Genomic DNA, 15,862 nt, shown 5'->3' with positions numbered 1-15,862 from the left:
GGTGGTCGGGGAGGCGGAAGCCGGTGCCTCGGGCGTCGCGGTTTCTGCGGGGGTGGGAGCGCGCTCGGCGGCGCGGCGCCGGCGGGTGGAACGGTCGACGTTTCGATTATTCACCGCTTGTCCCCGCGGGTGCGTGCGTTCATAGGTGAGGGCATCATAGACACGACGCCCGGTTCGAGCGAGAGCCTAGCGCGGAGTCGATGACAGTTCGGGAAACAGGGTCATGACGCGCCGTATCGCCATTTCGTCCCACCTGTCCGCGCCGGCGCGCCTGCTTGCCTGTGCGGCGCTGGGTTTCGGCCTTGCCGGCTGCGCCAATCCGAGCCTGCCGAAGACCAGCGTGCCGGACCAGAAACTGGCCTATCCGAGCTTCGGCGCCCCGACGCAGATCGGCACCCGTCCGGTGATGGACGCCACGGCCCAGGCGCAGACTCAGGCCAGCCTCGAGGGCATGGCCCGCAATCGCGCCGGCCAGATGGAACAGCAGATCAACCAGGGCGGCGATCTCCAGTCCGGCCAGTAGCGAAAATCGTCGACAGGGGCCGCCAAGAGTCCCGTCAAAGAGCCTCGTTCCGGAGGCCTGTTACCGATTGATTCACCACGCTTGCGCCACCATCGCTTGTCATGCCTTCTGGGGTGGGCGTGGTGAAAATGATAGAAACGCCCGATGCGCCGCGCCGTATGAGGAAAACGGCCGGCTTGGAGCTTGAGACCGATGACCGACTTCCACCGTATCCGCCGGCTGCCGCCCTATGTGTTCGAGCAGGTCAACCGCGTGAAGGCCGCCGCCCGCAACGGTGGCGCCGACATCGTGGACCTCGGCATGGGCAACCCGGACCTCGACGCTCCCGCGCATGTGGCGGAGAAGCTCAAGGAAACCATCGGCAAGCCCCGCACCGACCGTTATTCCGCCTCCAAGGGCATTCCCGGCCTGCGTCGCGCGCAGGCGGCCTATTATGAGCGCCGCTTCGGCGTGAAGGTGAACCCCGATACCCAGGTGGTCGCCACGCTCGGCTCGAAGGAAGGCTTCGCCAACATGGCGCAGGCGATCACCGCCCCGGGCGACGTGATCCTGGTGCCGAACCCCTCCTATCCGATCCATGCCTTCGGCTTCCTGATGGCGGGGGCGGCGATCCGCTCGGTGCCCTGCGAGCCGGGGCCGGAATTCTTCCATGCGCTGGAGCGCGCGGTGGCGCACTCCATTCCCTCGCCGCTGGCGCTGGTGCTCTGCTATCCGTCGAACCCGACCGCCTGCGTCGCCGATCTCGACTTCTACCGCGACGTGGTGGCCTTCGCGAAGAAGCACGACCTCATCGTGCTGTCCGACCTCGCTTATTCCGAGGTGTATTTCGACGACAACCCGCCGCCCTCGGTGCTGCAGGTGCCGGGCGCCGTCGACGTGACGGTGGAGTTCACCTCCATGTCGAAGACCTTCTCCATGGCCGGCTGGCGCATGGGCTTCGCGGTGGGCAACGAGCGGCTCATCGCCGCGCTGGCCCGCGTGAAGTCCTATCTCGACTACGGCGCCTATACGCCGATCCAGGTCGCCGCCACCGCCGCGCTCAACGGCCCGCAGGACTGCATCGCCGACATGCGCGCGGTCTACAGGAAGCGCCGCGACGCGCTGGTCGACAGCTTCGGCAAGGCCGGCTGGGAGATTCCCTCGCCGACCGCCTCGATGTTCGCCTGGGCGCCGATCCCCGAGAAGTTCCGCCACCTCGGCAGCCTGGAGTTCTCCAAGCTGTTGATCGAGAAGGCGGATGTCGCGGTGGCGCCGGGCGTCGGCTTCGGCGAGCACGGTGACGATTATGTGCGCATCGCGCTTGTGGAGAACGAACAGCGCATCCGCCAGGCGGCGCGCAATGTCCGGCGCTTTCTTGAAACGGGCGCGGAAACATTGCACAACGTCGTGCCGCTCGCTGCGGCGCGTTGAGTGTCCGTCGATTGCGGGCCGGCGCCGTTCTTTTGTTTCTGATGTTCGGATAGTTTGATGGCGCCGCCGCTCAAAATTGGCATCGCCGGCCTGGGTACGGTCGGAGCGGGCGTCATGCGCATGCTTGCCCGTCGCAATGACGAGATCGCCGCCCGCAGCGGGCGCGCGGTCGAGGTCGTGGCGGTCAGTGCGCGTGACCGCTCGCGCAAGCGCGATTGCGATCTTTCCTCGGTGCGCTGGGCGGAAAGCCCGGTCGCGCTGGCCCGTGATCCCGGCATCGACGTCTTCGTCGAGCTGATCGGCGGCTCGGACGGGGCCGCCCACGAGGCGGTCGCGGCGGCGCTGGAGGCCGGCAAGCCGGTCGTCACCGCCAACAAGGCGCTGCTTGCCCATCACGGCCTCGCGCTGGCGGCGCTGGCGGAGCAGAGCGGCGCCGGCATCCATTTCGAGGCGGCGGTCGCCGGCGGCATCCCGATCGTCAAGACGCTGCGCGAGGCGCTGCTGGGCAACCGCATCGCCCGCGTCTCCGGCATCCTCAACGGCACCTGCAACTACATCCTCACCAAGATGCGCGAGGAGGGGCTGTCTTTCGAGACCTGTCTCGAGGAAGCCCAGCAGCTCGGCTATGCCGAAGCCGACCCGACCTTCGACGTCGACGGCTTCGACACCGCCCACAAGCTCGCTTTGCTGGCGACGCTGGCCTTCGGCGTGCAGCCGGATCCGGACGCCATCCATGTCGAGGGCATCCGCTCGATCACTCTCGCCGACCTCGATGCGGCGGATGAACTCGGCTACCGGGTGAAGCTGCTCGGCGTCGCCGCCCGTGCCGGCGAGGACGTCGAATTGCGGGTCCACCCGACCATGGTGCCTAAACATTGGCCGATCGCGCAGGTCTCCGGCGTCACCAACGCGGTGGCGGTGGATGGCGACGCGGTGGCACTGACGCTGGTCGGGCCCGGCGCCGGCGGCGACGCCACCGCCTCGGCGGTGGTCGGGGATCTGTGTGATCTCGCGGCTTCGCGCGATTGCCGGCCGTTCGGCTGGCCGGCGGCGCGGCTGCGTCCGGCCGGCAAGCCGGCGATCCAGCGTCACGAAGGCGGCTACTATATCCGCCTCGCCGCCGTCGATCGGCCCGGAACGGCGGCAGCGATTGCCCGTCATATGGCCGAGCGCAACATCTCGCTCGAGTCCATAATGCAGCATCGGCGTGGTCGTCCGCATGGCGGCGACCGGGCCGATAGCGCTGGGGGGCCTGCGCCAGTGGTGCTGATCACTTACGCGACGACGGAAGAGGCGGTGCGCCGCGCGATCGACGCCATCGAGGCCGATGGCGTGATCACGTCGCCTCCGCAGGTTATTCGGATCGAGAAGGATTGAGGGCTGGGACGATGGCGGAAGTCACGATCAAACCGGATCAGTTGCTGGAGCGTATCCTGACGCTCGAACTGGTGCGCGTCACCGAGCGGGCGGCGGTCGCCTCCGCGAGCCTGCGCGGGCGCGGCGACGAGAAGGCCGCCGACAAGGCGGCGGTGGACGCCATGCGGCGCGAGCTCAACCGACTGCCGATCGCCGGCCGCATCGTGATCGGCGAGGGCGAGCGCGACGAGGCGCCGATGCTGTTCATCGGTGAGGAACTCGGCACCGGCAAGGGCCCGGCGGTCGACATCGCCGTCGACCCGCTCGAGGGCACCACGCTGTGCGCCAAGAACATGCCCGGCTCCATCGCGGTGATGGCGATGGCCGAGGGCGGCACCATGCTCTACGCGCCCGACGTCTACATGGACAAGATCGCCATCGGCCCGGGCTATCCCAAGGGCACGATCGATATCGACGCCTCGGTGGCCGACAACATCCATTCGCTGGCCAAGGCCAAGGGTGTGAAGCCGCACGAGATCACCACGCTGATCCTCGACCGTCCGCGCCATGCGGCGATCATCGAGGCGGCGCGCTCCACCGGCGCCTCGGTGCAGCTGATCACCGACGGCGACGTCGCCGGCGTGATCCACACCACCGACCCGGACGAGACCGGCGTCGACATCTATATCGGCACCGGCGGCGCGCCCGAGGGCGTGCTGGCGGCGGCGGCGCTGCGCTGCATCGGTGGCGAGATGTACACCCGCCTGATCCTCGACACCGAGGAGAAGCGCGAGCGCGCCAAGAAGATGGGCGTCTCCGACCCGAAGAAGATCTACACCATCCACGACATGGTACAGGGCGACTGCCTGTTCGCCGCCACCGGCGTGACCACGGGCAACCTGTTGAAGGGCGTGAAGTATCGCCGCGACGACATCGTCACCACCCATACGGTGGTGATGCGCTCGGCCACTGGCACGGTGCGCTGGATCGAGGCCGAGCATCGCAACCTCGCCAAATTCCATCTCGGCTGAGTTCCATCTCGGCTGATCGCCGTCGGTGCATCGGACGTTTCAGCGAGGGGCGCGGCAACGCGCCCCTTTGCTTTTGTCGCTACAGCGCCCCGGCCCAGTCGTGGCCGGGATGTGCATGGGCCAGCCAGCCCTTCAGGCGCTGCCGCTCCGCCGCCGTCAGACGCGGCACCGCGCGGGCGAAGTCGGCCTCGTCCTTCGGCCGCCGGTGCCGGGCCTTGAACAGCAGAACGATAGCCGGCTTCAGATAGGGGATGCCCGCCGGCGTGGTGCCGACCGCCTCGGTGCGCGGGCAATGGATGGAAGGGTCGCGCTTGTATACCCAGCGCGACGGGGTGCCGCGCTCGATCATCATGTCGGCCCGCCAGCAGCCGGCCGCGATGTCGCGGCACCACAGCTGGGCGACATGCGCCGGCGGCTCGGCGTCACCAGGCAGATGCGCCAGCACCCCGGCATGGGCGGTGTAGAGCTCCATCGCCCCGAGCGCGCGCCGGAACGCCGGCAGGTGCTCCGCCAGCACGGTGAACTCGATATCCTCATGGTCGCGGGTCTGCGTGCCCTGCCACAGGTCGAGCGCCCAGCCGCCCGCCACGCACCAGGGCGCCGTCACGTCCACGAGGCGCCGCGCCAGCTCCTGCGGCGACCAGGCCGACCAGCTGTCTTCGTCGATGGCGGCCGTGGCGGACATAGGTTCTTCCTGCAAGGAGGCGGGCGATGATCGTCGCGGTGCTGGAGCGTTTTTCATTCGCGGGGCATCGCGCGGCGGCGAGCGGAAAATCTGGCGCTTTGGAACTGGCTCGGTGTGCTGTATACCAGATGCCGCAGACCAGCATCCGCGAGGATGCAAAGACGTTCGCAAAGGGAAACACCCATGTCCGCCCCGCATTCCGCGCTCCCCGCCTTCCTGACGAAGGTCACCGACCTCATCGACGCCGACAAGTACGACGCCGTCGCCGAGGCGTTCGCCGCCTTCGTGAAGGAGCACCCGACCACCCGCTATCTCGCTTCCGAGCCGATTCCCTTCAAGGTGAACGTCCGCCTGTCGAAGAAGTACGGTTCCTCGGCGACGTCGACCTTCACCCTGCGCCACATCACCTGGGCGGAAGACCTGAAGCGTTCGCTGTCGGACGGCGCTGCCTTCGCCGCGCTCGCCGGCAAGTATGACGCCGAGGTGGCCGAGGTCGCCAAGACGGTGAAGAAGGTCGCCTGACCAGCTTTCGCGGGCGCCGGCCTCGTCGGCGCCCGTCTTCCTGCCGCGCCCGTTGAGGGGCGGCGCTACAGCCCGATGCGTCCGAAGCCCGGCAGCTTGATGCCCGGCTGGCGCAGATCGAGGCCGGCCACCGCGCCCAATACGTTGATCTCCACGCCCTCCACCCAGGCCAGCGTCAGCCCGGCATAACCGTCGAGGCTCAGCGTCACGCCGGTGCGCGACGGCGTCCAGTCCAGCCAGTTCCCGTCGACCGGGTAGTCCTTGCCGATGGCGGTCGAGGGCAGGGCGGCCTCCAGTTCCGGCACCTGCCGCACCACATGGGCGATGAAGGTGTTGGAGTTCGGCCCCGGCCAGATCACGTAGTCGCCCGCATCCGCATAGGGATAGCCGGCGATCGCCGCCTTCACTTTCGGGATCATCTCCGCCGCGTCGGCTCCGGTCGCCTCGGCGACGAGTTCCGGCGTGTTGCCGTACCATTTGCCGTCGGGCGGGAAGCGGTTGTGGCGGATCGGGGCGCCGGAATAGCCCATCACGTCGTAGCGCTCATAGGCGCTCGCGCCGGCCTCCTTGTACACCACCCAGCAATGCACCGCGAAAATGCTGCGCCAGCCGCCGACCGGCGCGCAATAGATGCGCACCATCGCCTCCGGCACCTGCGTCGCGGCGGGCAGGGTGCCGGTGCTCGACCAGTCGGCCGAGCGCCAGTTCATCGAGAGGTCGCTGGTCTGCCAGGTCACCAGTGCGTGGGCGGCGAGCGGCAGGGCGAAGAAGAAGAGAAGGCCGAGGCGGACAAGACGGGTGGCGCGCAGCATCGGCGCAGCATGTCCGTCCCGCCGCCGCAAATCCAGCGCCGGCGGACCGGCTGGCGAAATCGTGTTCGCACGGCGAGATGATGCAGCCCCGTTGACATAGTTGCGAACGGATCGCATCTTTCTTGCGACTGAGTTGCAAGAGCGGATGGGGCGCGGGCGAAATCATGTTGGACAGCATCTCCTCGGGCGGATGGCGGCGGACGCGTGGGGATCCCGCTCTCTCCGAGGTGCACGGATCCATCGCCGTGCCCAAGCGCACCGGCATCCGGCGCTTCCTTGCCTTCATCGGGCCGGGCTATCTGGTGGCGACCGGCTACATGGATCCAGGTAACTGGGCGACCTCGCTCGCCGGCGGCTCCAAGTTCGGCTACGCGCTGCTCACCGTCGCGCTCCTGTCCAACATGATCGCCATCCTGTTGCAGGCGCTGTGCTCCCGGCTCGGCGTCGCATCGGGGCGCGATCTCGCCCAGGCCTGCCGCGACGCCTTTCCCCGCCCGGTGTCCTTCGTCCTGTGGCTGCTCGCGGAGGCGGCGATCTGCGCCACCGACCTCGCCGAGGTGATCGGCACCGCCATCGGCCTCAATCTTTTGTTCGGCCTGCCGCTGGAGATCGGTGTGGTCCTTACCGCGCTCGACGTGTTCCTGATCCTGTGGCTGCAGACTCTCGGCTTCCGCTGGGTGGAGGCGATGGTGATCGGCCTGCTGGCGGTGATCGCCACCTGCTTCGGCGTGCAGATCGCGCTGGCCGATCCGAACTGGGGCGAGGTGATCCGCGGCTTCGCGCCGACCACGCAGATCGTCACCAACCCGGACATGCTCTATCTCGCGCTCGGCATCCTCGGCGCGACGGTGATGCCGCACAATCTCTACCTGCACTCGGCCATCGTGCAGACCCGGCGGCACGACAACACGCTGGAGGGCAAGCGCGAGGCGATCAGATACGCCACCTGGGATTCCACCTTCGCGCTGATGTTCGCGCTGACCATCAACGCCTCGATCCTGATCCTCGCCGCCTCCGCCTTCCACACCGGCGGAGTGGGGGAGGTGGCCGACCTCGGCAAGGCGCACGAACTGCTCAACCCGCTGCTCGGCAGCGCGCTCGCCCCGACGCTGTTCGCGATCGCGCTCCTGTGTTGCGGTCTCAACTCAACGGTGACGGCGACCATCGCCGGCCAGGCGGTGATGGAGGGATTCCTCAATTTCCGCCTCGCACCGTGGCTGCGGCGGCTGATCACCCGTGCCATCGCCATCGTGCCGGCCTCGGTCGTCACCATCGCCTATGGCGAGCAGGGCGCGGGCTCGCTGCTCATCCTCAGCCAGGTCGTCCTCAGCCTGCAATTGCCCTTCGCGGTGGTGCCGCTGATCATGTTCACCGCCGACAAGCGCAAGATGGGCACGCTGGTGGCGCCGCGCTGGCAGACCGTGCTGGCGGCGCTGGCGGCGGCGCTGATCATCACGCTCAACATGAAGCTCGTCTTCGACTTCGTGACGGGCTCGTGATCGCGGCTCGCCGAACGGCCGTCTTGCGTCCGTCGTGACGAGGGCGTCTCATATCCGGTGATTTGCCGGTCCCGTCCCCGGTCGGGACGGGAGGTGGCGGGGGACGGTCATGAGCGACACGACGAGCTTCTTCGGCGATTTGCTCGGCACCATTGCCGAGCGCGGGCGGGCACTGCTCGATCTCGGGCGCGAGCGACGCCCGGCCGGCGCGGTGAAGGCCGCGAGCCTCGTCGCCTTGTGCGAGCGATTGCTGTCCGGGCGCGGCGAGGCGTCGGGCGTGGCGCTGGCCAGCGAGATCCTTCTCGCCTATGGCGCGCTGAAGAGCGCCGAGCGGATCGCCTTCTTCGAGGCGCTGCTCGGCACGTTCGGGCCGGACCTCACGCGGCTCGACAAGGCTGCCGCCGCCTATGCCGCTAAGCCGTCCGCGGGCACGGCCAGCGAGCTGCACCAGGCGAGCGAGCCGCGCCGGCAGGAGCTGATCCGCCGGCTCAACCTCGCACCCGGCGCCACGGCGCGCCTCGTCGGCATGCGGGCGGACCTGCTCGCCAGCCTGCCGCGCCGCCGCGATCTCGCCGAAGTGGACCGCGACTTTACCCATCTCTTCGCATCCTGGTTCAATCGGGGGTTTCTCGTGCTGCGCCGGATCGACTGGTCGACACCCGCCAATGTCCTCGAAAAGATCATCCGCTACGAGGCGGTGCACGAGATCCGCGACTGGAACGATCTGCGTGCCCGCGTCGACAGCCCGGACCGGCGTTGCTACGCCTTCTTCCATCCCACGCTGGTCGACGAGCCGCTGATCTTCGTCGAGGTGGCGCTGATGAAGGACATCCCGGGGGCGATCGCGCCGGTGCTGGCCGAGAAGCGCGCCCATCTCGATCCCACCAAGGCCAGCGTGGCGGTGTTCTACTCCATCTCCAACACCCAGACCGGGCTCGGCGGCGTGAGCTTCGGCAATTTCCTCATCAAGCAGGTGGTGGAGGAGATCTCGCGCGAGCTGCCCAATCTCAAGACCTTCGTCACCCTCTCGCCGGTGCCGACCTTCCGCGGCTGGCTGGAGGCCGAGCGCGCGGCCGAACACTCCGTCGTGCTCACCGCCGAGGACCGGACGGCACTGGCGGCGCTCGACGCGCCCGGCCTGGCGGAGGACGAGGCGCGCCAGGCGGTGCTGCGGCCGGTGCTGACGGCGCTCGCCGCGCATTATTTCCTGATCGCCCGCTCACCGAAGGGGCGCCCGCTCGACCCGGTGGCGCGTTTCCACCTCGGCAACGGCGCGCGGCTGGAGCGCATCGATCCGTTCGGCGACCTCTCGGCCAAGGGGCTGAAGCAGGCGGCCGGGCTGATGGTGAACTACCGCTACATTACCGAGGACATCGAGGCCAACCACGAGGCCTTCTTCGACAAGGCGCAGGTCGTGGCGAGCCCGGCGGTGCGCCGGCTACTGCGCGCCGAGAGCCAGCAGAAGGCGCTGGTCGTCGGCACGGCCGGTTAGATTTCCCGGCCGCTGCCTGCGGTCGAGCGGCTGCATGGCGGGCGCCTCGCTTGACAGAGCGGGTCCTGCCATGCCCGATGCCGCCGGTTTTCTCCGGTCCGGGTCGTCTCGCGCATGTTCCTCCTTCCGCATCTCCTCAAGCGTTTCGTCGACAAGGGTCGGCTCGTCGTCATCGACGAGACGGGCAAGGAACACGCTTTCGGCTCGGGGAAGGACGGACCGAGCGTCACCATGCGGCTGCACGACGGCAAGCTCGACCGTGAGCTGTTCCTCAATCCCGAGCTGGTGATGGCCGAGGCCTATATGGATGGCCGGCTCACCTTCGAGAACGGCTCGACCGTCTATGATTTCCTCTATCTGTTCTCGATCAACCGCAAGGGACTGGCCTCGCACCCGGTGCAGCAGGCGCTGCGCCGCTCGTGGCGGTCGCTGAAGCGCTGGCACCAGGCCAACGCGCTCGGCAAGGCGGCGAAGAACGCCCAGAGCCATTACGACAATCCGCCGGATTTCTACCGGCTCTGGCTCGACAGCCAGATGATCTATTCCTGCGCCTATTTCCCGACGCCCGAGGCGTCGCTGGAGGAGGCGCAATGGGCCAAGCTGCGCCACATCGCCGCCAAGCTGCAATTGAAGCCCGGCATGCGGGTGGCGGAGATCGGCTCGGGCTGGGGGGCGCTCGCCATCTATCTGGCGAAGCAGGGCGCCCATGTCACCGCCATCAACGTCGCTACCGAGCAGCTGGCCGAATCGAAGAAGCGCGCCGCCGAGGCGGGCGTGCTCGACCGCATCACCTTCTTCGAGCGCGACTATCGCGAGCTCACCGGCACCTTCGACCGCGTGGTGTCGGTCGGCATGATGGAGCATGTCGGCGTCAATCATTTCGACGACTATTTCAACACCATCAAGCGTCTGCTGGTGCCCGGCGGCTGGGCGATGATCCACGCCATCGGCCGCATGTCGCCGCCCGGCTCCACCGCGCCGTTCATCCGCAAATACATCTTCCCCGGCGGCTATGTGCCGGCGATGTCCGAGGTGTTCGCCTCGCTGGAGCGCACCGGCATGTGGGTGGGCGACTGCGAGATGCTGCGCCTGCACTATTACTGGACCATCCACCATTGGCGGCTGAACTTCGAGGCCAAGCGCCCGGAAGTGGTGGCCATGATGGGCGAGCGCTTCGCCCGCATGTGGGAGTTCTACCTCGTCGCCGTCGAGCTCGGCTTCCTGCACGGCTCGAACATGGTCTACCAGCTGCTGCTGGCCAATGAGCGCGACGCGGTGCCGGTGATCCGCGACTTCATCACCGATGACGAGCGCGCGCTGGCCAAATCGGAAATTTAGTTGGTGGTCGGGGAACGCTTCAGCGGCTAGATCGTTTTTACGGGTATTCCACGCCGGGCGGTTCCGGCGGCCCCAATTTGTGTCTGCCGATGCACCACGATTCCCGGCGCCATGCCCTGCGCGCCCTGACGAAAGACGCTCACGCCGAACTCGACGCCAGTGTCGGCGGCTTTGACAGCCGGCTCGACTATGTCCGCTATCTCAAGGGACAATATGTGTTCCGCCACGCGGCGGAAGCCGGACTCGACCGGGTGACCTGGCCCGCCGAGTTCGGCGACTGGCGGCCGAAGCCGCTGACCGCGCTGCTGCGCGCCGATCTCGATGATCTCGACGTCGAGCTGCCGCCCGCCCCGCCGGCCCTCGACATCGCGCCGGCCGATCTGCTCGGCGTCCTCTATGTGCTGGAGGGCTCGGGCCTAGGTGCCCGCGTGCTGCATCGCCGCGCTGCCGAGATCGGCTTCGACGAAGCGACCGGCGCCCGCCACCTCGCGGCGCAGGCGGGGGATCGCGATAGCTGGCCCACCTTCCTCACCCAGCTCGAGGCGGCCGAGCCGTTCGACATGGACCGCACGGTCGGGGCCGCGCTCGCCACGTTCGCCGCCGCCGGGGCGGCGTTCGAAAGGCCGGTCGATGCCGTCGGCTGAGGTCGTCGACCTCACCAATTGCGACCGCGAGCCGATCCACATTCCCGGCAGTACCCAGCCCCATGGCTGCCTGCTGGTCAGCGCCCTCGATGACGGCCGGCTGCTGCGCTGGTCGTCCAACGCACCGGCCTTCCTCGGCTCCGACGAGGCGATGCAGGGCCGCAGCCTGGCCGATCTCGTCGGCGCGAAGGCTGCGGCCCGCATTGGCGCCGTGCTGGCCGACACGCAGGAGGGCATGCCGCCGCGCCTGATCTTCGGCGTCGCCGCCGAATCGGGCGCCAGCTTCGACGTCGCCGTGCACCGCTCCGGCGGGGCCGGCATCGTCGAGTTCGAGCCGCACTGCGACGAGCACGGGCCGGCGCTCGACATCGCCCGCACCATGATCGCCCGCATCGCCCGGGAAATCTCGGTCGACGAGTTGCTTACCCAGACCCCGCGCGTGGTGCGCGAGGCGCTCGGCTATGACCGGGTGATGGTCTACCGCTTCTCGCAGGACGGCGCCGGGCAGGTGGTCGGCGAGGACAAGCTGCCGGAGCTGGAAAGCTTTATCGGCCAGTGGTTTCCTGCCGGCGACATCCCCCGGCAGGCCCGCGAGCTCTACATCCGCAACATCATCCGCGTCATCGGCGACGCGCGGGGCGAGCGCTGCGGCCTCGTGCCGGAGCTCGACGATTTCGGCCGGCCGCTCGACCTGTCGCACGCGCATCTGCGTGCGGTCTCGCCGATCCACCTCGAATATCTGAAGAACATGGGGGTCGCCGCCTCCATGTCGATCTCGGTTCTGGTCGACGGCGTGCTGTGGGGGTTGATCGCCTGCCACCACTATTCGCCGCGCGCGCTGCCGATGGCGCAGCGCGCGGCGGTGGAGATGTTCGGCGCGTTCTTCTCGTTGCACCTGCACGCGCTGAAGCAGAAGCGCACGCTGGCGGTCGCCACCGCCGCCCGTGCCAGCCTCGACCGCTTCCTGCGCCGCGCTTCGCAGCATGCCGATGTCGGCGAGCTGCTGCGCGGCAATATCGAGGAGTTCGCCAGCCTGATGCCCTGCGACGGCGTCGGCCTGTGGCTCGGCGGTCAATGGACCGCGCATGGCGTCACCCCGCCGGCCTCGGCGATACCGGAGCTGGCGGCCTTCATCGGCACGCAGGCGCAGGGCCGGGTCTGGTCGGTGGATTCGCTGGTCGAGGTCTGGCCGGCCGCCGAGGCGTTCTGGGAATCGGCCGCCGGCGTGCTCGTCCTGCCGCTGTCGCAGCTGCCGCGCGACTACCTGCTGTTCTTCCGCCGCGAGATCGTGCAGACGCTGGCCTGGGCCGGCCGGCCGGAAAAGCACTATGAGACCGGACCGCATGGCGATCGGCTCACCCCGCGCAAGAGCTTCGCGATCTGGAAGGAGACGGTGCGCCGCCGCGCCAGCCCGTGGACCGACGCCGACCGCGAGATCGCCGAGGCGGCGCGCTCCGCGCTGGTCGAGATCGTGCTGCGCCACAACGAGATCATGGCGGAGGAGCGGGAGCAGGCCGACACCCGCCAGCGCCTGCTCAACGAGGAACTGAACCACCGGGTGAAGAACATCCTGGCGGTGATCAAGTCGCTGGTCGAGCATTCCGCGCAGGACGGGCGCACCGTCGAGGACTACGTCGCCTCGCTGCGCGGGCGCATCCAGGCGCTGGCGCTGGCCCATGACCAGGTGGTGCGCGGCGCCGGCGGCGGGGCGCTGATCGACCTCCTGCGCGCCGAGCTGTCGCCCTATGGCGGCGGCGCCGCGCGCACCAGCCTGCGCGGGCCGGCGGTGTGGCTCGATGCGCGCGCCTTCTCGGTTATGGCGCTGGTGCTGCACGAGCTCGCCACCAATGCCGCCAAATATGGTGCGCTGTCACGGCCGGGCGGCCAGGTCGAGGTGCATTGGAGCGTCGATGCCGGCGGCGACGCCGAGATGTTCTGGCGCGAGCGCGGCGGCCCGCTTGTGCGCCGGCCGGGACGCAACGGCTTCGGTACCGCGCTGATCGAGCGCAGCATTCCCTACGATCTCGGCGGTGACAGCGAGATGCGCTACGAGCCGGAGGGGTTCTCCGCACGGCTGCGGCTGCCGGCCCGCCACATCGCCACCGGCGATGTCGGCGAGGATGACGGGGCGGGTGGTGCCGACGCGGCGTCGGCGGAGCCGGTATCGCTCGCCGAGGCCTCGGTGCTGCTGGTCGAGGACCAGATGATCATCGCCATGGACGTCGAGTTCATGATGGGCGAGGCCGGCATCTCCCGCATCACCACCGCCGCCTCGGCGGCCGACGCGCTGCGCAAGCTGAGCGACTACACGCCAGACATCGCGGTGCTCGACGTCAATCTCGGCTCCGGCACCTCGGCATCGGTGGCGGAGGAGCTGAACCGCCGCGGCGTGCCCTTCGTCTTCGCCACCGGCTATGGCGACCGCTCGATGATCCCGGCCGATAGCGGCCATGTCCGCGTGCTGGCCAAGCCCTATGACCGCGACGTGCTCATCGCGGCGCTGCGCGAGCTCTATGGCGTGCGCCCGCTGCCGGCGGCCGGTTGATCCGTCGGCGGCGCGGGCGGGTGCGCGGGCGGGCGTTTGCGAGAGGGGGATCCGAGAGGGGGATCCGAGAGGGCTTGCCAGCCCCGGCCTGTTTCCATTATGACGAAGCCAGAGAGCAACCTCGCGAGAGCCGAGCCGTGACGAATTCGTCCGCCCGCTGCACTTCCGCGACCCCGACCGCCAAGCGGTTTGCGGGGAACGCTCTCCTTCTGTCCGGCCTGCTTCTTCTTAGCCGCCCCTGAGGGCCGGCCGGGCTGCGTGCCTGGGCGCTCAGGGGATGACGCCCGCACCGCTTCAGATACCCAGATCCGAGCCGATGAGAGACCCCAAGCGGGGCGCCGGCTGCGTGACAGAAGGAAGAACGCCAATGTCCAACGATATCGCCCATGACCGCGTGGTGATCTTCGACACCACCTTGCGCGATGGCGAGCAGTGCCCCGGCGCCTCGATGACCTTCGAGGAGAAGCTGGACGTCGCCGAGCTGCTCGACACGATGGGCGTCGACGTCATCGAGGCCGGCTTCCCGATCGCCTCCAATGGCGATTTCGAGAGCGTCGCCGAGATCGCGCGGCGCACCGAGCGTGCGGTGGTCGCGGGTCTCGCCCGCGCCATTCCCGGCGACATCGCCCGCGCCGGCGAGGCCGTCCGGCACGCGCGCCGTGGACGCATCCACACCTTCGTCTCCACCTCGCCGATCCATCTGGAGCACCAGATGCGCAAGACGCAGGAGCAGGTGATCGACATCATCACCGCCACGGTGACGCAGGCCCGCAACCTCGTCGCGGATGTCGAGTGGTCGGCGATGGACGCCACCCGCACCCCGATCGACTATCTGTCGCGCTGCGTCGAGACGGCGGTGAAGGCCGGCGCCACCACCATCAACCTGCCCGACACCGTCGGCTACGCGACGCCGTCGGAATATGAGGCGATGTTCCGCCAGGTGCGCGCCTATCTGATGGACCGGGTGCCCGGCGGCGACAAGATCGTGTTCTCCGCCCATTGCCATGACGACCTCGGCCTGGCGGTCGCCAACTCGCTGGCGGCGTTGGCCGGCGGCGCGCGGCAGATCGAATGCACCATCAACGGCCTCGGCGAGCGCGCCGGCAATGCGGCGCTGGAAGAGATCGTCATGGCGATTCGCACCCGCGCGGACGTGCTGCCCTTCGCCACCGGCATCGAGGCCGGCATGCTGACGCGCGCCTCCAAGATGGTGTCGGCGGTGACCTCGTTCCCGGTGCAGTACAACAAGGCGATCGTCGGCCGGAACGCCTTCGCGCATGAGAGCGGCATCCATCAGGACGGCATGCTGAAGAACAACACCACCTACGAGATCATGACGCCGGAAAGCGTCGGCGTGACCAAGACCTCGCTGGTGATGGGCAAGCATTCCGGCCGCGCCGCCTTCCGCGACAAGCTGAAGGCGCTCGGCTACGAATTGGGCGAGAACGCGCTGAACGACGCCTTTACCCGCTTCAAGGATTTGGCCGACCGCAAGAAGGTCGTCTACGACGAGGACATCGAGGCACTGGTCGATCAGGGCATCGCGGTGGCGCATGACCGGATGAAGCTGGTGTCGCTGTCGGTGATCGCCGGCAGCCACGGCCCGCAGCGCTCCACCATGAAGATGGAAGTCGACGGCGTCCGCTTCACCGTCGAGGAAGAGGGGAACGGCCCGGTGGATGCGGTGTTCAACTGCATCAAGGCCATTGTGCCGCATGCGGCGAAGCTGGCGCTCTACCAGGTGCACGCCGTCACCGAGGGCACCGACGCGCAGGCCGAGGTGTCGGTGCGGCTGGAGGAGGACGACAAGGCGGTCACCGGCCGCGGTTCGGATCCCGATACGCTCGTCGCCTCGGCGCAGGCCTATATCATCGCGCTCAACAAGCTGCAGGCGAAGCGCCAGAGCCTCAATGCTCAGGCGAGCCCGGCGGCGGAGTGAGCCTCCGGCCCATCCGATAAGCGAAACCCCGGCCCGTGAGGGCCGGGGTTTTTGTTTGTGCGGGGT

Annotated in this window: 13 protein-coding genes; 11 read left to right on the top strand and 2 right to left on the bottom strand. The window is 68.5% G+C overall.

The features are described from left to right. The first annotated feature begins 223 nt into the window (after positions 1 to 223). The 4 genes from KHC28_RS21890 (at position 224) to glpX (ending at position 4,320) form a co-directional block, all read left to right on the top strand. A complete protein-coding gene (locus KHC28_RS21890) occupies positions 224 to 523 on the top strand; it encodes a hypothetical protein (RefSeq protein ID WP_214010484.1) in 300 nt (99 codons plus the stop codon). A 192-nt stretch (positions 524 to 715) separates the two neighbouring features. Beyond that, positions 716 to 1,933, top strand: coding sequence for an LL-diaminopimelate aminotransferase (locus KHC28_RS21885; protein WP_214010483.1), 1,218 nt, complete (start codon positions 716 to 718; stop codon positions 1,931 to 1,933). A gap of 57 nt (positions 1,934 to 1,990) precedes the next feature. Next, positions 1,991 to 3,310: a homoserine dehydrogenase gene (locus KHC28_RS21880; RefSeq protein WP_214010482.1), complete on the top strand. Its 1,320-nt coding sequence runs from the start codon at positions 1,991 to 1,993 to the stop codon at positions 3,308 to 3,310. 11 nt (positions 3,311 to 3,321) lie between these two features. After that, positions 3,322 to 4,320, top strand: coding sequence for a class II fructose-bisphosphatase (gene glpX, locus KHC28_RS21875; RefSeq protein ID WP_214010481.1), 999 nt, complete (start codon positions 3,322 to 3,324; stop codon positions 4,318 to 4,320). Between the two features lie 79 nt (positions 4,321 to 4,399). Here the strand turns inward: glpX and KHC28_RS21870 are convergent, their stop codons facing one another. Continuing rightward, positions 4,400 to 5,005: a nucleotidyltransferase domain-containing protein gene (locus KHC28_RS21870; protein WP_214010480.1), complete on the bottom strand. Its 606-nt coding sequence runs from the start codon at positions 5,003 to 5,005 to the stop codon at positions 4,400 to 4,402. Positions 5,006 to 5,188: 183 nt separating this feature from the next. Between KHC28_RS21870 and KHC28_RS21865 the strand changes: the two genes are divergently transcribed. Continuing rightward, positions 5,189 to 5,527 (top strand): hypothetical protein, encoded by a 339-nt coding sequence (locus tag KHC28_RS21865; protein WP_214010479.1) that lies wholly within the window; start codon positions 5,189 to 5,191, stop codon positions 5,525 to 5,527. A gap of 65 nt (positions 5,528 to 5,592) precedes the next feature. Here KHC28_RS21865 and KHC28_RS21860 read toward each other — a convergent pair whose 3' ends face one another. Further along, positions 5,593 to 6,339 carry a DUF3750 domain-containing protein gene (locus KHC28_RS21860; protein WP_214010478.1) on the bottom strand — a complete coding sequence of 249 codons (747 nt, stop codon included), beginning with the start codon at positions 6,337 to 6,339 and terminating at the stop codon, positions 5,593 to 5,595. 164 nt (positions 6,340 to 6,503) lie between these two features. Here KHC28_RS21860 and KHC28_RS21855 point away from each other — a divergent pair, with 164 nt between their 5' ends. The 6 genes from KHC28_RS21855 (at position 6,504) to KHC28_RS21830 (ending at position 15,796) form a co-directional block, all read left to right on the top strand. Continuing rightward, positions 6,504 to 7,838 carry an Nramp family divalent metal transporter gene (locus tag KHC28_RS21855; protein ID WP_214010477.1) on the top strand — a complete coding sequence of 445 codons (1,335 nt, stop codon included), beginning with the start codon at positions 6,504 to 6,506 and terminating at the stop codon, positions 7,836 to 7,838. 109 nt (positions 7,839 to 7,947) lie between these two features. Further along, positions 7,948 to 9,330: a malonyl-CoA decarboxylase gene (locus KHC28_RS21850; RefSeq protein WP_214010476.1), complete on the top strand. Its 1,383-nt coding sequence runs from the start codon at positions 7,948 to 7,950 to the stop codon at positions 9,328 to 9,330. Positions 9,331 to 9,444: 114 nt separating this feature from the next. After that, positions 9,445 to 10,668 carry an SAM-dependent methyltransferase gene (locus KHC28_RS21845; RefSeq protein ID WP_214010475.1) on the top strand — a complete coding sequence of 408 codons (1,224 nt, stop codon included), beginning with the start codon at positions 9,445 to 9,447 and terminating at the stop codon, positions 10,666 to 10,668. An 89-nt stretch (positions 10,669 to 10,757) separates the two neighbouring features. Further along, positions 10,758 to 11,312 carry a biliverdin-producing heme oxygenase gene (locus tag KHC28_RS21840; RefSeq protein WP_214010474.1) on the top strand — a complete coding sequence of 185 codons (555 nt, stop codon included), beginning with the start codon at positions 10,758 to 10,760 and terminating at the stop codon, positions 11,310 to 11,312. Further along, entirely contained in the window at positions 11,299 to 13,857 is a 2,559-nt protein-coding gene (locus KHC28_RS21835; RefSeq protein WP_214010473.1) for an HWE histidine kinase domain-containing protein, read from the top strand. The genes KHC28_RS21840 and KHC28_RS21835 overlap by 14 nt, the downstream gene beginning before the upstream one ends. Positions 13,858 to 14,224: 367 nt before the next feature. Beyond that, complete coding sequence (locus KHC28_RS21830; protein WP_214010472.1) at positions 14,225 to 15,796, top strand: 2-isopropylmalate synthase; 1,572 nt, start codon at positions 14,225 to 14,227, stop codon at positions 15,794 to 15,796. Positions 15,797 to 15,862 lie beyond the last annotated feature (66 nt).

It is taken from the genome of Ancylobacter sonchi (assembly GCF_018390695.1).
GTDB classification, from domain to species: Bacteria; Pseudomonadota; Alphaproteobacteria; order Rhizobiales; family Xanthobacteraceae; genus Ancylobacter; species Ancylobacter sonchi.
The sequence above is the reverse complement of the archived record's forward strand: the minus strand, read 5'-3'. Positions and strand labels throughout refer to the sequence as shown.